Annotated in this window: 13 protein-coding genes and 1 pseudogene; 8 read left to right on the forward strand and 6 right to left on the reverse strand. The window is 59.8% G+C overall.

Translation table 11 applies throughout. From position 1 onward, the window contains the following. Positions 1 to 2: 2 nt before the first annotated feature. A pseudogene (gene mptB, locus HBA49_RS05660) lies at positions 3 to 1,762 on the reverse strand (polyprenol phosphomannose-dependent alpha 1,6 mannosyltransferase MptB). A gap of 155 nt (positions 1,763 to 1,917) precedes the next feature. On the opposite strand from mptB, the gene HBA49_RS05665 reads away from it, so the two are divergent. The 7 genes from HBA49_RS05665 to HBA49_RS05695 are packed head-to-tail and all read left to right on the forward strand — an operon-like array spanning position 1,918 to position 8,028. Then, positions 1,918 to 2,574 (forward strand): helix-turn-helix transcriptional regulator, encoded by a 657-nt coding sequence (locus HBA49_RS05665; RefSeq protein WP_005521085.1) that lies wholly within the window; start codon positions 1,918 to 1,920, stop codon positions 2,572 to 2,574. Beyond that, positions 2,571 to 3,989, forward strand: a complete 1,419-nt coding sequence (gene sufB, locus HBA49_RS05670) for a Fe-S cluster assembly protein SufB (protein ID WP_005521086.1) — start codon at positions 2,571 to 2,573, stop codon at positions 3,987 to 3,989. Before HBA49_RS05665 ends, sufB begins: the two co-directional genes overlap by 4 nt. A gap of 5 nt (positions 3,990 to 3,994) precedes the next feature. Next, complete coding sequence (sufD, locus tag HBA49_RS05675) at positions 3,995 to 5,155, forward strand: Fe-S cluster assembly protein SufD (protein WP_005526247.1); 1,161 nt, start codon at positions 3,995 to 3,997, stop codon at positions 5,153 to 5,155. Positions 5,156 to 5,163: 8 nt separating this feature from the next. After that, positions 5,164 to 5,922, forward strand: a complete 759-nt coding sequence (gene sufC / locus HBA49_RS05680) for a Fe-S cluster assembly ATPase SufC (RefSeq protein ID WP_005521088.1) — start codon at positions 5,164 to 5,166, stop codon at positions 5,920 to 5,922. Between the two features lie 15 nt (positions 5,923 to 5,937). Next, positions 5,938 to 7,185 carry a cysteine desulfurase gene (locus tag HBA49_RS05685; RefSeq protein ID WP_005521089.1) on the forward strand — a complete coding sequence of 416 codons (1,248 nt, stop codon included), beginning with the start codon at positions 5,938 to 5,940 and terminating at the stop codon, positions 7,183 to 7,185. Between the two features lie 13 nt (positions 7,186 to 7,198). Then, positions 7,199 to 7,648: a Fe-S cluster assembly sulfur transfer protein SufU gene (gene sufU, locus HBA49_RS05690; protein WP_005525973.1), complete on the forward strand. Its 450-nt coding sequence runs from the start codon at positions 7,199 to 7,201 to the stop codon at positions 7,646 to 7,648. Next, the gene (locus tag HBA49_RS05695; protein ID WP_005521092.1) at positions 7,645 to 8,028 is read left to right on the forward strand and encodes a metal-sulfur cluster assembly factor; all 384 of its coding nucleotides are present in this window, start codon (positions 7,645 to 7,647) and stop codon (positions 8,026 to 8,028) included. The genes sufU and HBA49_RS05695 overlap by 4 nt, the downstream gene beginning before the upstream one ends. On the opposite strand, the gene HBA49_RS05700 is transcribed toward HBA49_RS05695, so the two are convergent. Beyond that, the gene (locus HBA49_RS05700; protein ID WP_005526267.1) at positions 8,025 to 9,176 is read right to left on the reverse strand and encodes an HNH endonuclease signature motif containing protein; all 1,152 of its coding nucleotides are present in this window, start codon (positions 9,174 to 9,176) and stop codon (positions 8,025 to 8,027) included. The genes HBA49_RS05695 and HBA49_RS05700 overlap by 4 nt on opposite strands. Positions 9,177 to 9,367: 191 nt before the next feature. Between HBA49_RS05700 and HBA49_RS05705 the strand changes: the two genes are divergently transcribed. Continuing rightward, positions 9,368 to 10,999 carry an ABC-F family ATP-binding cassette domain-containing protein gene (locus HBA49_RS05705; RefSeq protein WP_040432014.1) on the forward strand — a complete coding sequence of 544 codons (1,632 nt, stop codon included), beginning with the start codon at positions 9,368 to 9,370 and terminating at the stop codon, positions 10,997 to 10,999. Positions 11,000 to 11,131: 132 nt separating this feature from the next. On the opposite strand, the gene HBA49_RS05710 is transcribed toward HBA49_RS05705, so the two are convergent. The 4 genes from HBA49_RS05710 to HBA49_RS05725 are packed head-to-tail and all read right to left on the reverse strand — an operon-like array spanning position 11,132 to position 14,239. Beyond that, a complete protein-coding gene (locus HBA49_RS05710; RefSeq protein ID WP_005521098.1) occupies positions 11,132 to 12,487 on the reverse strand; it encodes a PFL family protein in 1,356 nt (451 codons plus the stop codon). 10 nt (positions 12,488 to 12,497) lie between these two features. Then, complete coding sequence (locus HBA49_RS05715) at positions 12,498 to 12,767, reverse strand: ACT domain-containing protein (RefSeq protein WP_005521099.1); 270 nt, start codon at positions 12,765 to 12,767, stop codon at positions 12,498 to 12,500. A 25-nt stretch (positions 12,768 to 12,792) separates the two neighbouring features. Continuing rightward, positions 12,793 to 13,515: a glutamine amidotransferase gene (locus HBA49_RS05720; RefSeq protein ID WP_005521100.1), complete on the reverse strand. Its 723-nt coding sequence runs from the start codon at positions 13,513 to 13,515 to the stop codon at positions 12,793 to 12,795. Beyond that, a complete protein-coding gene (locus HBA49_RS05725) occupies positions 13,493 to 14,239 on the reverse strand; it encodes a type 1 glutamine amidotransferase family protein (RefSeq protein WP_005526242.1) in 747 nt (248 codons plus the stop codon). Before HBA49_RS05725 ends, HBA49_RS05720 begins: the two co-directional genes overlap by 23 nt. Positions 14,240 to 14,246 lie beyond the last annotated feature (7 nt).

Consider the following 14,246-nt stretch of genomic DNA (forward strand, 5'->3'; position numbering starts at 1 on the left):
ACCTAGTTTAGGCCAATGACCCCACGCCGCTTCAAAATGACATAAGAAACCCCCAGAATCGTGGCGAAACCTATCACCGCGGCCACATAAATCCACACTACTGTGCCCGGCACCAACCCCAACCCCCGTGGCAGCACGAAAAACGACAAAATTGTGCTGTACACCACCACCGTGGTGCGGAAAAACGGCCGATTCGCCCAGGCTGACAACGGCAAAATCGCCCACAGCGCATACCACGGGTGCACCACCGGAAAAAACACACCATCACAAACGTTGACACCCCCAACGCCCCCACCGGGGAAATCCGGCCCAAATAGGTGGCCAACAACATGCGCACCATCAACCAGCCCGCAATGAGCACCCCCACCGACCGGGTCACCAACAAAATCGCCTCAGTGTGATCCCCCAACTTCAACATTTGCCCAATCCACCCGAACGACACCCCAATCGCCGTGGTGAAACTCAGCCAGCTCCGAATCGTCGTCGCCCCACCCTGGCCACTAATCCACCCCACCCCAATGCCCGTCACCCACGTCACCACCACCACCGACAACACCAACACCAGCACCTGCGCCGCCACCGCCAACCCGATCGCCACCAGCCGGGGCTGCCGAATCACCCGGGCCACCGCCATGCCGGTAAACCCCAACCCCACAAACCCCGTCACCTTCACCATGCCCGCGCAACTCATCAAAAACCCGCTCGCCGCAATCAACCACACCCCCTGGCCCACCAAATCCAGCCGCACCCGATCCGCCCCCCGCAACCCCAACTCCACCCCCACCAGCAGCAACCCCAACAAAATCGCCTCATTATGGATCCCACCCACCAAATGCAGAATCGTCAACGGGTTCAGCACCCCCAACCACACCGCTGCCTGCGGAATCACCCCGCACCGGCGGGCCAACTGCACCACCGCCCACCCAATGAGCGCCACACACCCCAACGCCAACAGCCGGTGCGCAAACACCCCAGCCACCACACTGTCGTTCGTCACCCAACTAATCGCCGCCGCCGCCCCCAACGCCACCGGCCCATACGGGCTAGGCGAATGCGCCCAAATCAACGGCACCGACCGGGCCAGCAGATTCTCCGTCCCCAATAAATCAATAGGCCCCGCCGAATACGGGTCCAACCCCTGCACCACAATCGACCCATTCGCCAAATACGAATAAATATCCTGCGTAAACAGCGGCGCACCCACCACAATCGGCAACGTCCACGCCACAAATGTCCGCCGAATCATCGACATGCTCAACACCCCGGTGTGCGGCCGCCCATGCCGCAACGTCACCCCCGTAAACGGGGCCATGACCAGCCACGCCACCACAATCAGGCCAATACCAATGAAACACAATGCCGTAGATGTTTGCAGCATCCGGGTGATAAGCGCCCCTCCGGGAAAATCCTCATACGGGTTATTCATCACCGGCATCGCCCCGGCCCCCAACCCACCAAACCCCAACAACAACGCCCCCAACGTGCCCAACCACCGTAAAAACGCAAACCGCCGCAGCTCCGAAAACGTGAGCGTGGGCAGCTGGTACGGGTTACTGCGGGACCGGTCCGGGCCCGAAACCCGCACACTCCCATCCCGGTTCGGGGAAATCAAATCCACCCCGGTGGCGGTCGTCACCAGCAGCGATGCGTGCCGATACTCCGCATCCGGGTTATGTAATAATGCCGAACGCGACCCGGCCTTGCCGAAACGGGGAAAGATCGTCCGGAAATGATTCCACCAGGCTACGCGTCGACTCGTCATAGCAGCCGATTGTAATGGCTTCCCCACACATCACGTGCAAAGGGTGTCCTAAATAATCCTGCTAGTGGCAGTGATGAAAAATGCAGCTTGTAACTAGTGCCGATTTAGGGAACACTAGTGTTGTCTTAAAGAGTTTTGAAGGAGGTGTACGTTCCATGACCCACCGATCCACGGAAGGGGAAACTCGGCGCCTCATCATGCTGACCATGCTGCGGGCGGGCACCATAACCGCCACACAACTGGCCCACACTCTTGGACTATCAGCCGCCGGTATCCGCCGCCACCTCGACGCCTTGATCGACGACGAATACGCGGAGCTGGTAACAACGAAAAAACCCAGCGGCGGTCGCGGCCGGCCGGCCAAGGCGTTTCGGCTCACCCCCCAAGGGCGAGCCCTCTTCGGCCACGACTACGATTCCCTGGCAGCACAAGCACTAGCAACTCTCCGGGAAACCGGGGGCGACGAGGCGGTCAAAGCATTCGCCCGCAAACGAGCCCGCGACCTGGTGTCCGACGTCGACAAGCGAGACGACGACACCATAGAGCACGCCGCCCACGCGCTTGTCGACGCACTCAGCCGCAACGGATACGCGGCCACCATCGCCAGCGCCAACCACAGCCTGCAAATCTGCCAACATCACTGCCCCATAGCGGAAGTCGCCGCACAATTCCCCGAATTATGCGAGGCCGAACACGAAGTAATCGCCGCACTCTTAGGCCAACACGTCCAACCGCTCGCATCCATTGCCAACGGCAACGACGTGTGCACCACCAACATTCCTCTCACCCCCAACGAAAGGAGCGATTCATGACTCAACCGGCAACCGACGACGAGATCATCGAATCAATTGGCCCCTACAACTACGGTTGGCACGACTCCGATGAAGCCGGCCAAAAAGCCCGCCGCGGCCTCAGCGAAGAAGTCGTCCGCGACATCTCCGCCAAAAAAAACGAGCCCGAATGGATGCTCGAACACCGGCTCAAAGCCTTAAGCCTCTTTGAGAAAAAACCCCTACCCACCTGGGGAGCCGACCTTTCCGAAATCGACTTCGACAACATTAAATACTTCGTCCGATCCACCGAAAAACAAGCCGAAAGCTGGGAAGAACTCCCGGAAGACATTAAACACACCTACGATCGGCTCGGCATCCCCGAGGCGGAAAAACAACGCCTCGTCGCCGGTGTTGCAGCCCAATACGAATCCGAAGTCGTCTACCACCAAATCCGGGAAGACCTCGAACGGCAAGGCGTCATCTTTCTCGACACCGACACTGCGCTGAAAGAACACCCAGACCTGGTCCAGGAATACTTCGGCACCATCATCCCACCCGGGGACAACAAATTCGCCGCCCTCAACACCGCAGTGTGGTCCGGCGGATCCTTCGTCTACGTCCCCAAAGGCGTCCACGTGGAAATCCCCCTCCAGGCGTACTTCCGCATCAACACGGAAAACATGGGCCAATTCGAACGCACCCTCATCATCGTGGACGAAGACGCCTACGTCCACTATGTGGAAGGCTGCACCGCCCCCATCTACAAAACCGACTCCCTCCACTCCGCAGTGGTGGAAATCATTGTGAAAAAAGGCGGCCGGTGCCGCTACACCACCATCCAAAACTGGTCTAACAACGTCTACAACCTGGTGACGAAACGCACCAAATGCGAAGAAGGCGCCACCATGGAATGGGTGGACGGCAATATCGGCTCCAAAGTCAGCATGAAATACCCCGCCGTGTGGATGACCGGCCCCCACGCCAAAGGCGAAGTGCTTTCCGTGGCGTTTGCTGGCGAAGGCCAATTCCAAGACACTGGGGCAAAAATGGTGCACATGGCCCCCCACACCTCCTCCAACATTGTGTCGAAATCCGTGGCCCGCGGCGGGGGCCGCGCCGCCTACCGGGGCTTGGTGCGCATCAACGCAAACGCCCACCACTCCACCTCCAACGTGGAATGCGACGCCCTCCTCGTCGACAGCATTTCCCGCACCGACACCTACCCCTACAACGACATCCGTAACGACCACGTGTCCCTCGGGCACGAAGCCACCGTCTCCCAAGTCTCGGAAGAACAACTGTTCTACCTCATGTCCCGCGGCATTAAAGAAGACGAAGCCATGGCCATGATCGTCCGCGGATTCGTCGAACCCATCGCCAAAGAACTCCCCATGGAATACGCCCTAGAACTCAACCGGCTGATCGAACTGCAAATGGAAGGATCGGTGGGGTAACCACCATGGCTGAAACTGTAAAAAACGCAACAGTCCACAACACCAAAGGCGACCTATTCACCTCCTTCAACGTGGACGACTTCGACATTCCCCACGGCAAAGACGAAGTCTGGCGCTTCGTGCCTTTACGACGCCTGAACGGGCTCCACAACGGCACCTTCCCGGCCCAAACAGCAGAAAACGTGGAAATCACCGGAACCTCTTCCGAGAAAATTTCCAAAACCGACCCTCGGGTGGGCCGCAGCGCCGCCCCCGTCGACCGGGTAGGGGCCCAAGCCTTCACCTCCGCCCAGGAAGCCCACTATGTGAAATTTGCCGCCGGCACGGTCACCAACGAACCGGTACAAATCACCACCACCGGGGCGGGCGCAGGCCACACCACCTTCGCCCACATCGTCGTTGAAGTAGAAGAAGGTGCCGAGGCCGTCGTTAACCTGCACTACCAAGGCAACGGCACCCACGCCGACAATGTGGAATTCGTCATCGGCGACAACGCGAAACTCACCGTTATCACCGACGCCTCCTGGGACGACGACGCCATCCACCTTTCCGGGCACACCGCCATCCTCGGGCGCGACAGCACCCTCCGGCACTCGGTAGCCCTCTTCGGCGGCAACGTGGTACGCATCATCCCCCGAGTCCGATTCACCGGCCCCGGCGGCGACGCGGAACTCCTCGGCGTGTACTTCGCCGACGACGGCCAATTCTTCGAACAACGCCTCCTCGTCGACCATGCGGTACCCAACTGCCGCAGCAACGTACTCTACAAAGGCGCCCTCCAAGCCGACCCCTCTTCCAAGAAACCAGAAGCCCGCACCGCCTGGGTGGGGGACGTGCTCATCCGCGCCAACGCGCAAGGCACCGACACGTACGAAGCAAACCGTAACCTCGTACTCACCGAAGGCGCCCGCGCCGACGCCGTACCCAATCTAGAAATCGAAACCGGCGAAATCATCGGCGCCGGCCATGCCGCCACCGTCGGCCGCTTCGACGATGAACAAGAATTCTACCTGCGGGCCCGCGGCATCCCCCCGGAAGAAGCCCGACGACTCATCGTCCGCGGATTCTTCTCCGAAGTCATCGGCCGCATCCCCGTGGCCGCCATCCGGGAAGACCTGGAAAACCGGGTTGCCGCCGAACTAGAAGCCCTCCAACAGCACACATAGGAACACACATGAGCACACTTGAAATCCGTAACCTTCACGCCCAAGTCATCCCCAACGACGAAAACTCCGAACCGAAACCCATCCTGAAAGGCGTGGACCTCACCATCAAATCCGGGGAAATCCACGCCATCATGGGCCCCAATGGTTCCGGGAAATCCACCCTCGCCTACACCCTGGCCGGCCACCCCCGCTACGAAATCACCGACGGGGAAGTCCTCCTCGACGGCGAAAACCTGCTCGAAATGGATGTTGACGAGCGCGCCCGCGCCGGGCTGTTCCTGGCAATGCAATACCCCACCGAAATCCCCGGAGTGTCAATGGCGAACTTCCTGCGTAGCGCCGCCACCGCGGTGCGGGGAGAAGCCCCGAAACTCCGGGAATGGGTGAAAGAAGTAAAAGAAGCCCAAAACCGGCTGCACATTGACAAAGCATTCTCGGAACGGTCCGTCAACGAAGGCTTCTCCGGGGGTGAGAAGAAACGGCACGAAGTGCTGCAGCTGGATTTGCTGAAACCAAAATTTGCGGTCATGGATGAGACCGACTCCGGGCTGGACGTGGATGCGCTCCGCATTGTTTCCGAAGGCATTAACAACTATCAGAAAGAAACCGGTGGTGGGATCATCATGATTACCCACTACAAGCGGATCCTCAACTATGTGAAACCCGACTTCGTGCACGTGTTCGCCGACGGCAAGATTGTGACCTCCGGCGGTGCCGAATTGGCCGACGAGCTGGAAGAGCACGGATACGACCGGTTCCTTGCCTAACCCTTCCGAGAAATTATGACTAGTTTTCATAACCCAGATGGCACACTCAACGAGGCAGCCATCCGCGCGGAATTCCCCATCCTGTCCCGCACCGTCCGGGGGAATAAACCCCTGGTGTACCTCGATTCCGGGGCGACCAGCCAGCGGCCACTGCGGGTGTGGCGGGCGGAGGAAGACTTCGTACTCGGCCATAACGCCCCAGTGCATCGGGGCGCATACCAGTTGGCGGAAGAAGCCACCGACGCCTACGAACAGGCCCGCGCCGACATTGCAGCGTTTGTGGGTGCGGCCGACGAGGAGATCGCGTTCACCAAAAATGCCACCGAAGCACTGAACCTGGTGGCGTACACGCTGGGTGATCAGCTCACGGCGGGGGACACCGTTGTGGTCACGGAGCTGGAGCACCACGCAAACCTGGTGCCGTGGCAGGAGCTATGCCGCCGCACCGGTGCGACACTGAAATGGTATACCACCACCGAAGACGGCCGTATCGACATGGATTCCCTGGAATTGGACGACACTGTGAAAGTGGTAGCGTTCACCCACCAGTCGAATGTGACCGGGGCGGTTACGGATGTGCCAACCCTGGTGGCACGAGCCCGCGCGGTAGGCGCCCTGGTGGTGTTGGACGCCTGCCAGTCCGTACCGCACATGCCGGTGGATTTCCACGCCCTGGATGTGGACTTCGCGGCATTCTCCGGCCATAAAATGTGCGGACCCACCGGGGTGGGGGCGCTCTACGGGAAGGCGGAGCGGCTGGCGCAACTGCCCCCGTTTTTGACCGGCGGATCCATGATCGAAATCGTGACAATGGACAAAAGCACCTTCGCGCCCCCACCGCAACGTTTTGAGGCCGGCACCCAAATGACCAGCCAGGTTGTGGGCTTGGGCGCGGCAGTCGGGTTCCTCCGGGAAATCGGCATGGCGAACATTGCCGAGCACGAACACCGACTGACCGCCTACGCGTTGGAAAAGCTCCAGGAAATTCCCGGAGTGACGATCGTGGGCCCCACCACCGCCGACGCGCGGGGTGCCGCCATTAGCTTCCTTGTCGACGGCATCCACCCGCACGACCTCGGCCAGGTCCTCGACGACCACGGCGTGAGCATCCGGGTAGGGCACCATTGTGCCTGGCCCATCCACCGGAGTCTAGGAGTGCAATCCACCGCCCGTGCATCGTTCTACTTCTACAACACTTTCCCGGAAGTGGATGCGTTAGCGTCGGCGGTGCGGGCCGCCCGGGAATTTTTCGGAGTGCATTAGGATTGGTCTGAACGTGAACCTTGAATCCATGTACCAGGAAGTCATCCTGGACCACTACAAGAATCCCACGCACGCAGGGCTGAAGGCTCCCTTTGATGCCGAAGTGCACCATGTGAACCCTTCCTGCGGCGACGAACTCACCCTCCGGGTGAAGCTTTCCGACGATAAACAGACCGTGGTTGATGTGTCCTATGAAGCTACCGGCTGTTCCATCTCCCAAGCGTCCGTGTCCGTGATGGCGGAGGAAATCGTCGGCAAGCCCCTGCCGGAAGCGCTGGACAAGCTGGCGGAATTTGAAAAAATGATCACCTCCCGCGGCCACTACGCGGGTGACGACGAAATAATCGGGGACGGCATCGCCTTCAGTGGGGTGTCACAATACCCGGCACGTGTGAAATGCGCCCTGCTGGGCTGGAAAGCATTCCAGGCAGCGGCGGCGGAATCGATGGAGGAACAGGAATGACAGAGGAAAACGGCATCCCAACCCGCACCGACCTGGCGGACATTCCGGAACAAACCCCGGAAGACAAGCGGAAGCGGGACGAGGTTGAGGAGTGCATGCGGGACGTTATCGACCCCGAATTAGGCATCAACGTCGTAGACCTGGGGTTGGTTTACAGCATTTGGATCGAAAACGGTGTGGACGCGCACATTGAGATGACCCTGACCAGCCCTGCTTGCCCGCTCACCGACGTGCTGGAAGAGCAGGCGCAGGAAGCCGTGGTGGGCAGCGGCGTGGTGGAAAACCTCACACTGGACTGGGTGTGGATGCCCCCGTGGGGGCCGAACATGATCACCGAGGAAGGGCGGGAACAATTGCGCGCCCTCGGCTTCAACGTTTAGTCCCGGAAGGAAGCCGCGTACCCTTCACCCCGCAGATATGCTAAATATCTGCGGATTCCTTTTATCGTGACTGGGTTGAGGTTGTACCGCAATGGGTCCCCGGGAAACCTACGTAGTCCCGGAACTCGGGTGGCTGGGTCAAATTCGATCCGACCGTTTTTGGGTGGTTTGCTGGGGTCGTCATCGTTCTGGCCATTATGCACCGCGCATAGTGGCGCATAATTCGACAGGAGGGTAGGCCCGCCCAGGGCCGCAGCCTGCACATGGTGGGCCTGGCAGGTTTTTGCCGGACGGTCACACCCGGGATAGGCGCAAATGGGGTGCTCCAGGGAACCGACGAAACGCTGATGCTGGTTGAAGAAGCGCTGCACCCCATAGGTACCGACGTGCTCGTAGTCGCCCCCGGTGCTCAGGGCGTAGGCGACCGCATAGCCGTAGGGTTGCAGCTCCTGGTTGACGAGGTCTTTGACGTCGACAAGCGCGCCCGTGGTGGTCATGACTTTGCCATCAGCATGGTAGCGCAGGGTGGGATCCAGCACAATCACATAGCAGTTACGGTAGGGGAGGAATGGGTCGGTGGTTTTCCCGGAAGGGTGGAGGACTTTCCGCACCAGGGCGTGGAACATTGCTTCCGAGAACTTCATGTTGTCGGTGCGCAGCGCATTGGCGGTGGCTACCAGCTCAGTTTCTACCGCAGCCACCAGTTCGGCAGGGCCGGCACCTTGGAAGTAAAGGTGGTTGTTGGCGTCCGCGGTCTTATTGAAGGCAAGCCGGGGATGGTTCCGGTGCGCGGTGAGGGTCGCCACGGTTTGCTTCACGTGCTGCTCCAGCTCGTGGGGGAGCACCTTGGCGGCCTGCTCGCAGAAATCATCCACGAGTTTCACCCGGTCTGTGTCGGTGCCGGTGAGTTTATTCAGCCCGGAAGCAATGATGTCGATTTCGTCGTAGCTGAGGTGGCGGCTGGTAAGCTTCGTGAGTAGCGCCCTGCCAAGCACCTTCACAACCCAAAGCATGCGGCGGGCCCGCTTGAGGGTGATACGGCCCCACGCGGCAAGGTCGCTTGCCGACGGTTTCTCGGAAGCGATATGCAACAGGAGGGCGGAGTCTTCCGCCGCTCTGCGCTGCAAAATCTGCTGTATGGGGCTCATAACTCCAGCTAAGCCGAAGCATCCCGGCTACGCAACCACCCCAACGAAAACCTGTGGATTGTTAAGCCCAGGCACAGAAAACTGGCCAAAGTTATCCACAGGCTGGTTTTTTATTCTGCTACCACTTGACTTTTTGCCTAAAAGGTATATCATTAACTGCCCGTCACCACAGGGTGCTAGTATTTTCGCTTGTGATCGTGACCAATGACTTTGAAGTTCGGGTGGGCGCCAGGACCCTCCTAACCGCCCCTAAACAACAGCTCCGAGTCCAACCCGGTGACCGCATTGGCCTGGTGGGTCGCAACGGCGCCGGAAAAACCACCACCATGCGCATACTGGCGGGCGAAACCGAACCCTACGGCGGCTCGGTCACCCGCTCCGGGGAGATTGGTTACCTACCCCAGGATTCCCGGGAAGGAAACCTGGAACAAACCGCCCGGGACCGAGTTCTCTCCGCCCGCGGCCTAGACACCATCATGCGGAACATGGACCGGCAGCAGGAAATCATGGAAACCACCGAGGACCCCCGCCGCCGCGACCAGGCAATCAAAAAATACGCCCGCCTGGAAGAACGCTACCATTCCCTCGGCGGCTACGAAGGCAACGCGGAAGCCGCCCAAATCTGCGACACCCTAGGACTGCCGGCCCGGGTGCTGGACCAGCCGCTAAAAACCCTATCCGGGGGCCAGCGGCGCCGGGTGGAGCTGGCCCAAATCCTGTTCGCAGCCTCCGCCGGTTCCGGGAAATCCACCACCACCCTCCTGCTGGACGAGCCCACAAACCACCTGGATGCGGACTCCATCATGTGGCTGCGGGAGTTTTTAGCCAAACATGAAGGCGGGCTGGTCCTCATCAGCCACGACGTGAAACTGCTCGCCGCGGTGTGCAATAAGATTTGGTTCCTGGACGCGGTGCGCGCCGAGGTGGATGTGTACAACATGGGCTATCGACGCTACCTGGAGGCCCGCGCCGCCGATGAGGCCCGCCGCCGGCGGGAGCGCGCCAACGCCGAGAAAAAAGCGGCCGCCCTGAAGGAACAGGCGGCCCGGTTCGGGGCGAAGGCCACAAAAGCGGCGGCTGCTAAACAAATGCTGGCCCGCGCCGACCGGCTGGTGGGCTCCGCGGACAAGGTCCGCCAAAAGGACCGGGTGGCCCACATTTCTTTCCCCACCCCCGCTCCCTGCGGGAAAACCCCCTTGCAGGCCACCGGGTTGACGAAAACGTACGGCTCCCTGGAGGTGTTCGCCGGGGTGGATTTAGCCGTCGATAAGCAATCCCGCGTGGTAGTGCTGGGCTTTAACGGTGCCGGAAAAACCACCCTGCTGCGACTCCTGGCGGGGGAGGAGCACACCGACGGGGCGGGCGGCATCGTGACCGGGCACGGGCTGAAAATCGGCTATTTCGCCCAGGAACACAACACCATTGACCCGAACAAAACCGTGTGGGAAAACACCATCGCCGCCTGCCCCGACGCCGTCGAACAAGACCTGCGGAGTCTACTGGGCGCATTCCTGTTCTCCGGGGAACAACTCCAACAACCGGCCGGCACCCTATCCGGTGGGGAGAAAACCCGCCTGGCACTCGCCGCCCTGGTATCATCCCGGGCAAACGTGTTACTGCTCGACGAGCCCACAAACAACCTCGACCCCATCTCCCGGGAACAAGTACTCCAAGCCCTCCGCACCTACACTGGCGCAGTCGTCCTGGTCACCCACGACCCCGGCGCGGTGCGGGCCCTCGAACCGGAACGGGTGATTATCCTCCCGGACGGGGATGAGGACTTATGGAGCGACGACTACATGGAGATCGTGGAACTATCGTGAAAAAGATCATTATCGCAGCAGACATCACCCTCAAGCTCGCCGCCTGGCATTTCCTCTACCACCGGCCAAACCGGCACAAACGCGCATGGTTTCTAGCAACACTTGTGCCGGTCATCGGGCCACTATGGTTCCTTAGTTGCGGAAACCGTGCACCGGGGCAGGAATGAACCCCCCGCGGCGAATAAACTCCGAGTTATCCACAGTGGACACCGGAATGATGGGGGCGTAGCCGAGCAACCCCCCGAAATCCACCTGGTCGCCCGGACCCATGCCGGGAACCGGAATGACCCGCACCGCCGTGGTTTTATGGTTCATCACCCCAATCGCAGCCTCGTCCGCAATCATGCCCGCAATAAGCTCCGCCGACGTGTCCCCAGGTATGGCCACCATGTCTAACCCCACCGAACAAATAGCGGTCATGGCCTCTAGCTTATCGACGCTCATAGTGCCGGCCCGCACCGCATCGATCATGCCTTTATCCTCCGACACCGGAATGAACGACCCCGACAAACCCCCAACCCGGGAACACGCCATCATGCCGCCCTTCTTCACCGCATCATTAAGCAGCGCCAACGCCGCGGTCGTCCCATGCGTCCCCACCTGCGACAACCCCATGTGCTCCATGATGTGCGCCACCGAATCCCCCAATTCGGCGGTCGGCGCCAGGGACAAATCCACAATCCCAAACGGCACCTGAAGCCGCTGGGACGCCATGGTGCCCACCAACTGGCCGGCCCGCGTAATCTTAAACGCCGCCTTCTTGATCGCCTCCGCCACCTCATCCAGGCTGGCCCCCGCCAGGGACCCCAACGCCCGATCCACCACGCCCGGGCCGGAAACCCCCACCGACACCACACAATCCGGCTCCTCCACCCCATGGAACGCCCCCGCCATAAACGGGTTATCGCCCACCGCATTGGCGAACACCACCAGCTTGGCGCACCCAATCGCCCCCTGATCCTTCGTCAACTCGGCCGCCTGCTTAATAACCTCCCCCATGGTGCGCACCGCATCCATATTGATACCGGCCCGGGACGAACCAATATTCACCGACGAACACACCACATCCGTCGACGCCAACGCCTCCGGAATGGACGCAATCAACCGGCTGTCACTCTCCGACATGCCCTTCTCCACCAGGGCGGAATACCCACCAATGAAATTCACCCCCACAGCCTTCGCCGCCTCATCCAACGCGTGGGCAACCAACTCATGCTCCCGGGAAGCTATCAACGCCACCGGGGTCACCGAAATCCGCTTATTCACAATGGGAATCCCCAATTCCCGCTCAATCTTCTCACACTCCGACACCAGGTGCTCCGCCCGGCGCGTGATCGTGTCATACACCGCAGTGCAAGTGTCCTTCGTCGCAGACCGCATGCACCCCAGCAGGGAAATCCCCATGGTGACCGTGCGAATATCCAGCCGATACTTCTCGATCATCGCAATGGTGTCGAGAATATTGTTTGATGAATGATGAAAATCCATGCCACACCCCCTAAATAATGTTCATGGCATCAAAAATGGCCTGGGATTGAATGCGGATAACCAGCTTCTCCCGCTCACCCACCTCGGTCATTTTCTCCTGAATCGTGGTGATATCCACCTCCGACTCGTCAAACGCCACGTGCAGAATCATGGTGAAATAATCATCCATCAGCGTCTGGGACACATTATGAATATTAATATTGAGTTCGGCGCAGGCCGTGGACACGGCGGCAATAATACCCACATGGTCAATGCCGGTAACAGTCATGATCGCAAACATGCGTCACATGCTACGCCGCCATACCTCACCTGGCATAAAGATCCCGGAAATTACGAAGAATCAGATTATCGGTCTCCAGGTTCGCGGCCGCCGCCCCCGCCACGATCGCATCATACTCATACGGCTCGTAATACCCGTTATCCGCATAAATCTGCAACCGTTGAATAAACGTCCGCAACTCCAACTCGGGGTGAAACTGGGTCGCATACACATTCGACCCCACCTTAAACATTTGCACCGGACAATCGGTCCCATTCACCAAACACGTCGCCTCATTAGGCAATGTCTCAACCGCCTCCACATGACCCACCAACGTGTCAAATAGTGCCGGCATCCCCGCCAACAAAGGATCCCTCGCCCCCTCCGGCGTCAACGACGCCGTGATACACGCCGGCTTCTCCCCAAACACCCGACTGATCGTCGCCCCCACCACGGAACCAACCACCCCAATCCCATAACACGCCCCCAAAAACGGGAAATCCTCAGCAACCACCCGCGACACAATCGGAGTCACATACGCCTCCACCTGCCGCTGCACCACCGACTTCCGCATATCCGTGTTATTAAACGGCCCGCCACCCAAAATAATGCCCGAATAATCCGCAAAATCAAGCTCCGGCTGCTCCAGGTTCATCCGAACCTGCACCAATTCCTCGGAACGCAACCCCATGATCCGCCGAAACGAATGATGCTCCGCATGTGCAGCCTCATCCTCCGGCCGGTGACTAAGAAGCAAAAACGGCAACATCAGCGACTCTTTCACTCAAACAATACGAAATAAAATTCTGCAACACCCGATGCGCCCACCGCACATCAACCGAACCCAACGACGCCACAATTGACGCGAAATCCGCCCGGGAAAAATAACCATAGTCAATAAAAAACCGCATGCGGGCCTCCATCGCCGCCGCATCCATCTCACAATGAAACTGCGACGCCCACTTATTCCCACCCCACCGGAAAAGCTGCACCGGGCACGTCGGTCCCGACGCTAACACCGTCACCCCCGGCCCCACTTCGGCAATCGACTCCGTATGCCCCGTCAACCCCATAAACCGATCCGGCAACCCCCCACACACCGGATCCGACAATGCGGCAGGCAATAACTCCACCACACTTCCCCCACTCGACTCCGCATGCGACCGATCCACCCGACCCCCGGTAGCATCCGCCAACCAACCGGCCCCGAAACAAATGAAAAACACCGGCGTAGCAGCGTCGACAAGCAACCGCAACTGCCGATGCACATGCACCTGATACGCATCATAAGCATCATTCGTCACATTCAACGAACTACCCCCCACAATCACCCCAGCAAACCTTGACACATCCCCCACCTCATCAGACACCCCCGCAATAATCCGATGCTCACAATCAACCACGCCCGTAGCCCGCACAAAGTCCGCAAACTCCGTCACCGCCACCTGATGATACAACTCACCAGCCGGCCGCAACGACACAAACAAAAACATCCCACGC

The sequence above is a fragment of the Corynebacterium matruchotii genome (assembly GCF_011612265.2).
GTDB classification, from domain to species: domain Bacteria; phylum Actinomycetota; class Actinomycetes; order Mycobacteriales; family Mycobacteriaceae; genus Corynebacterium; species Corynebacterium matruchotii.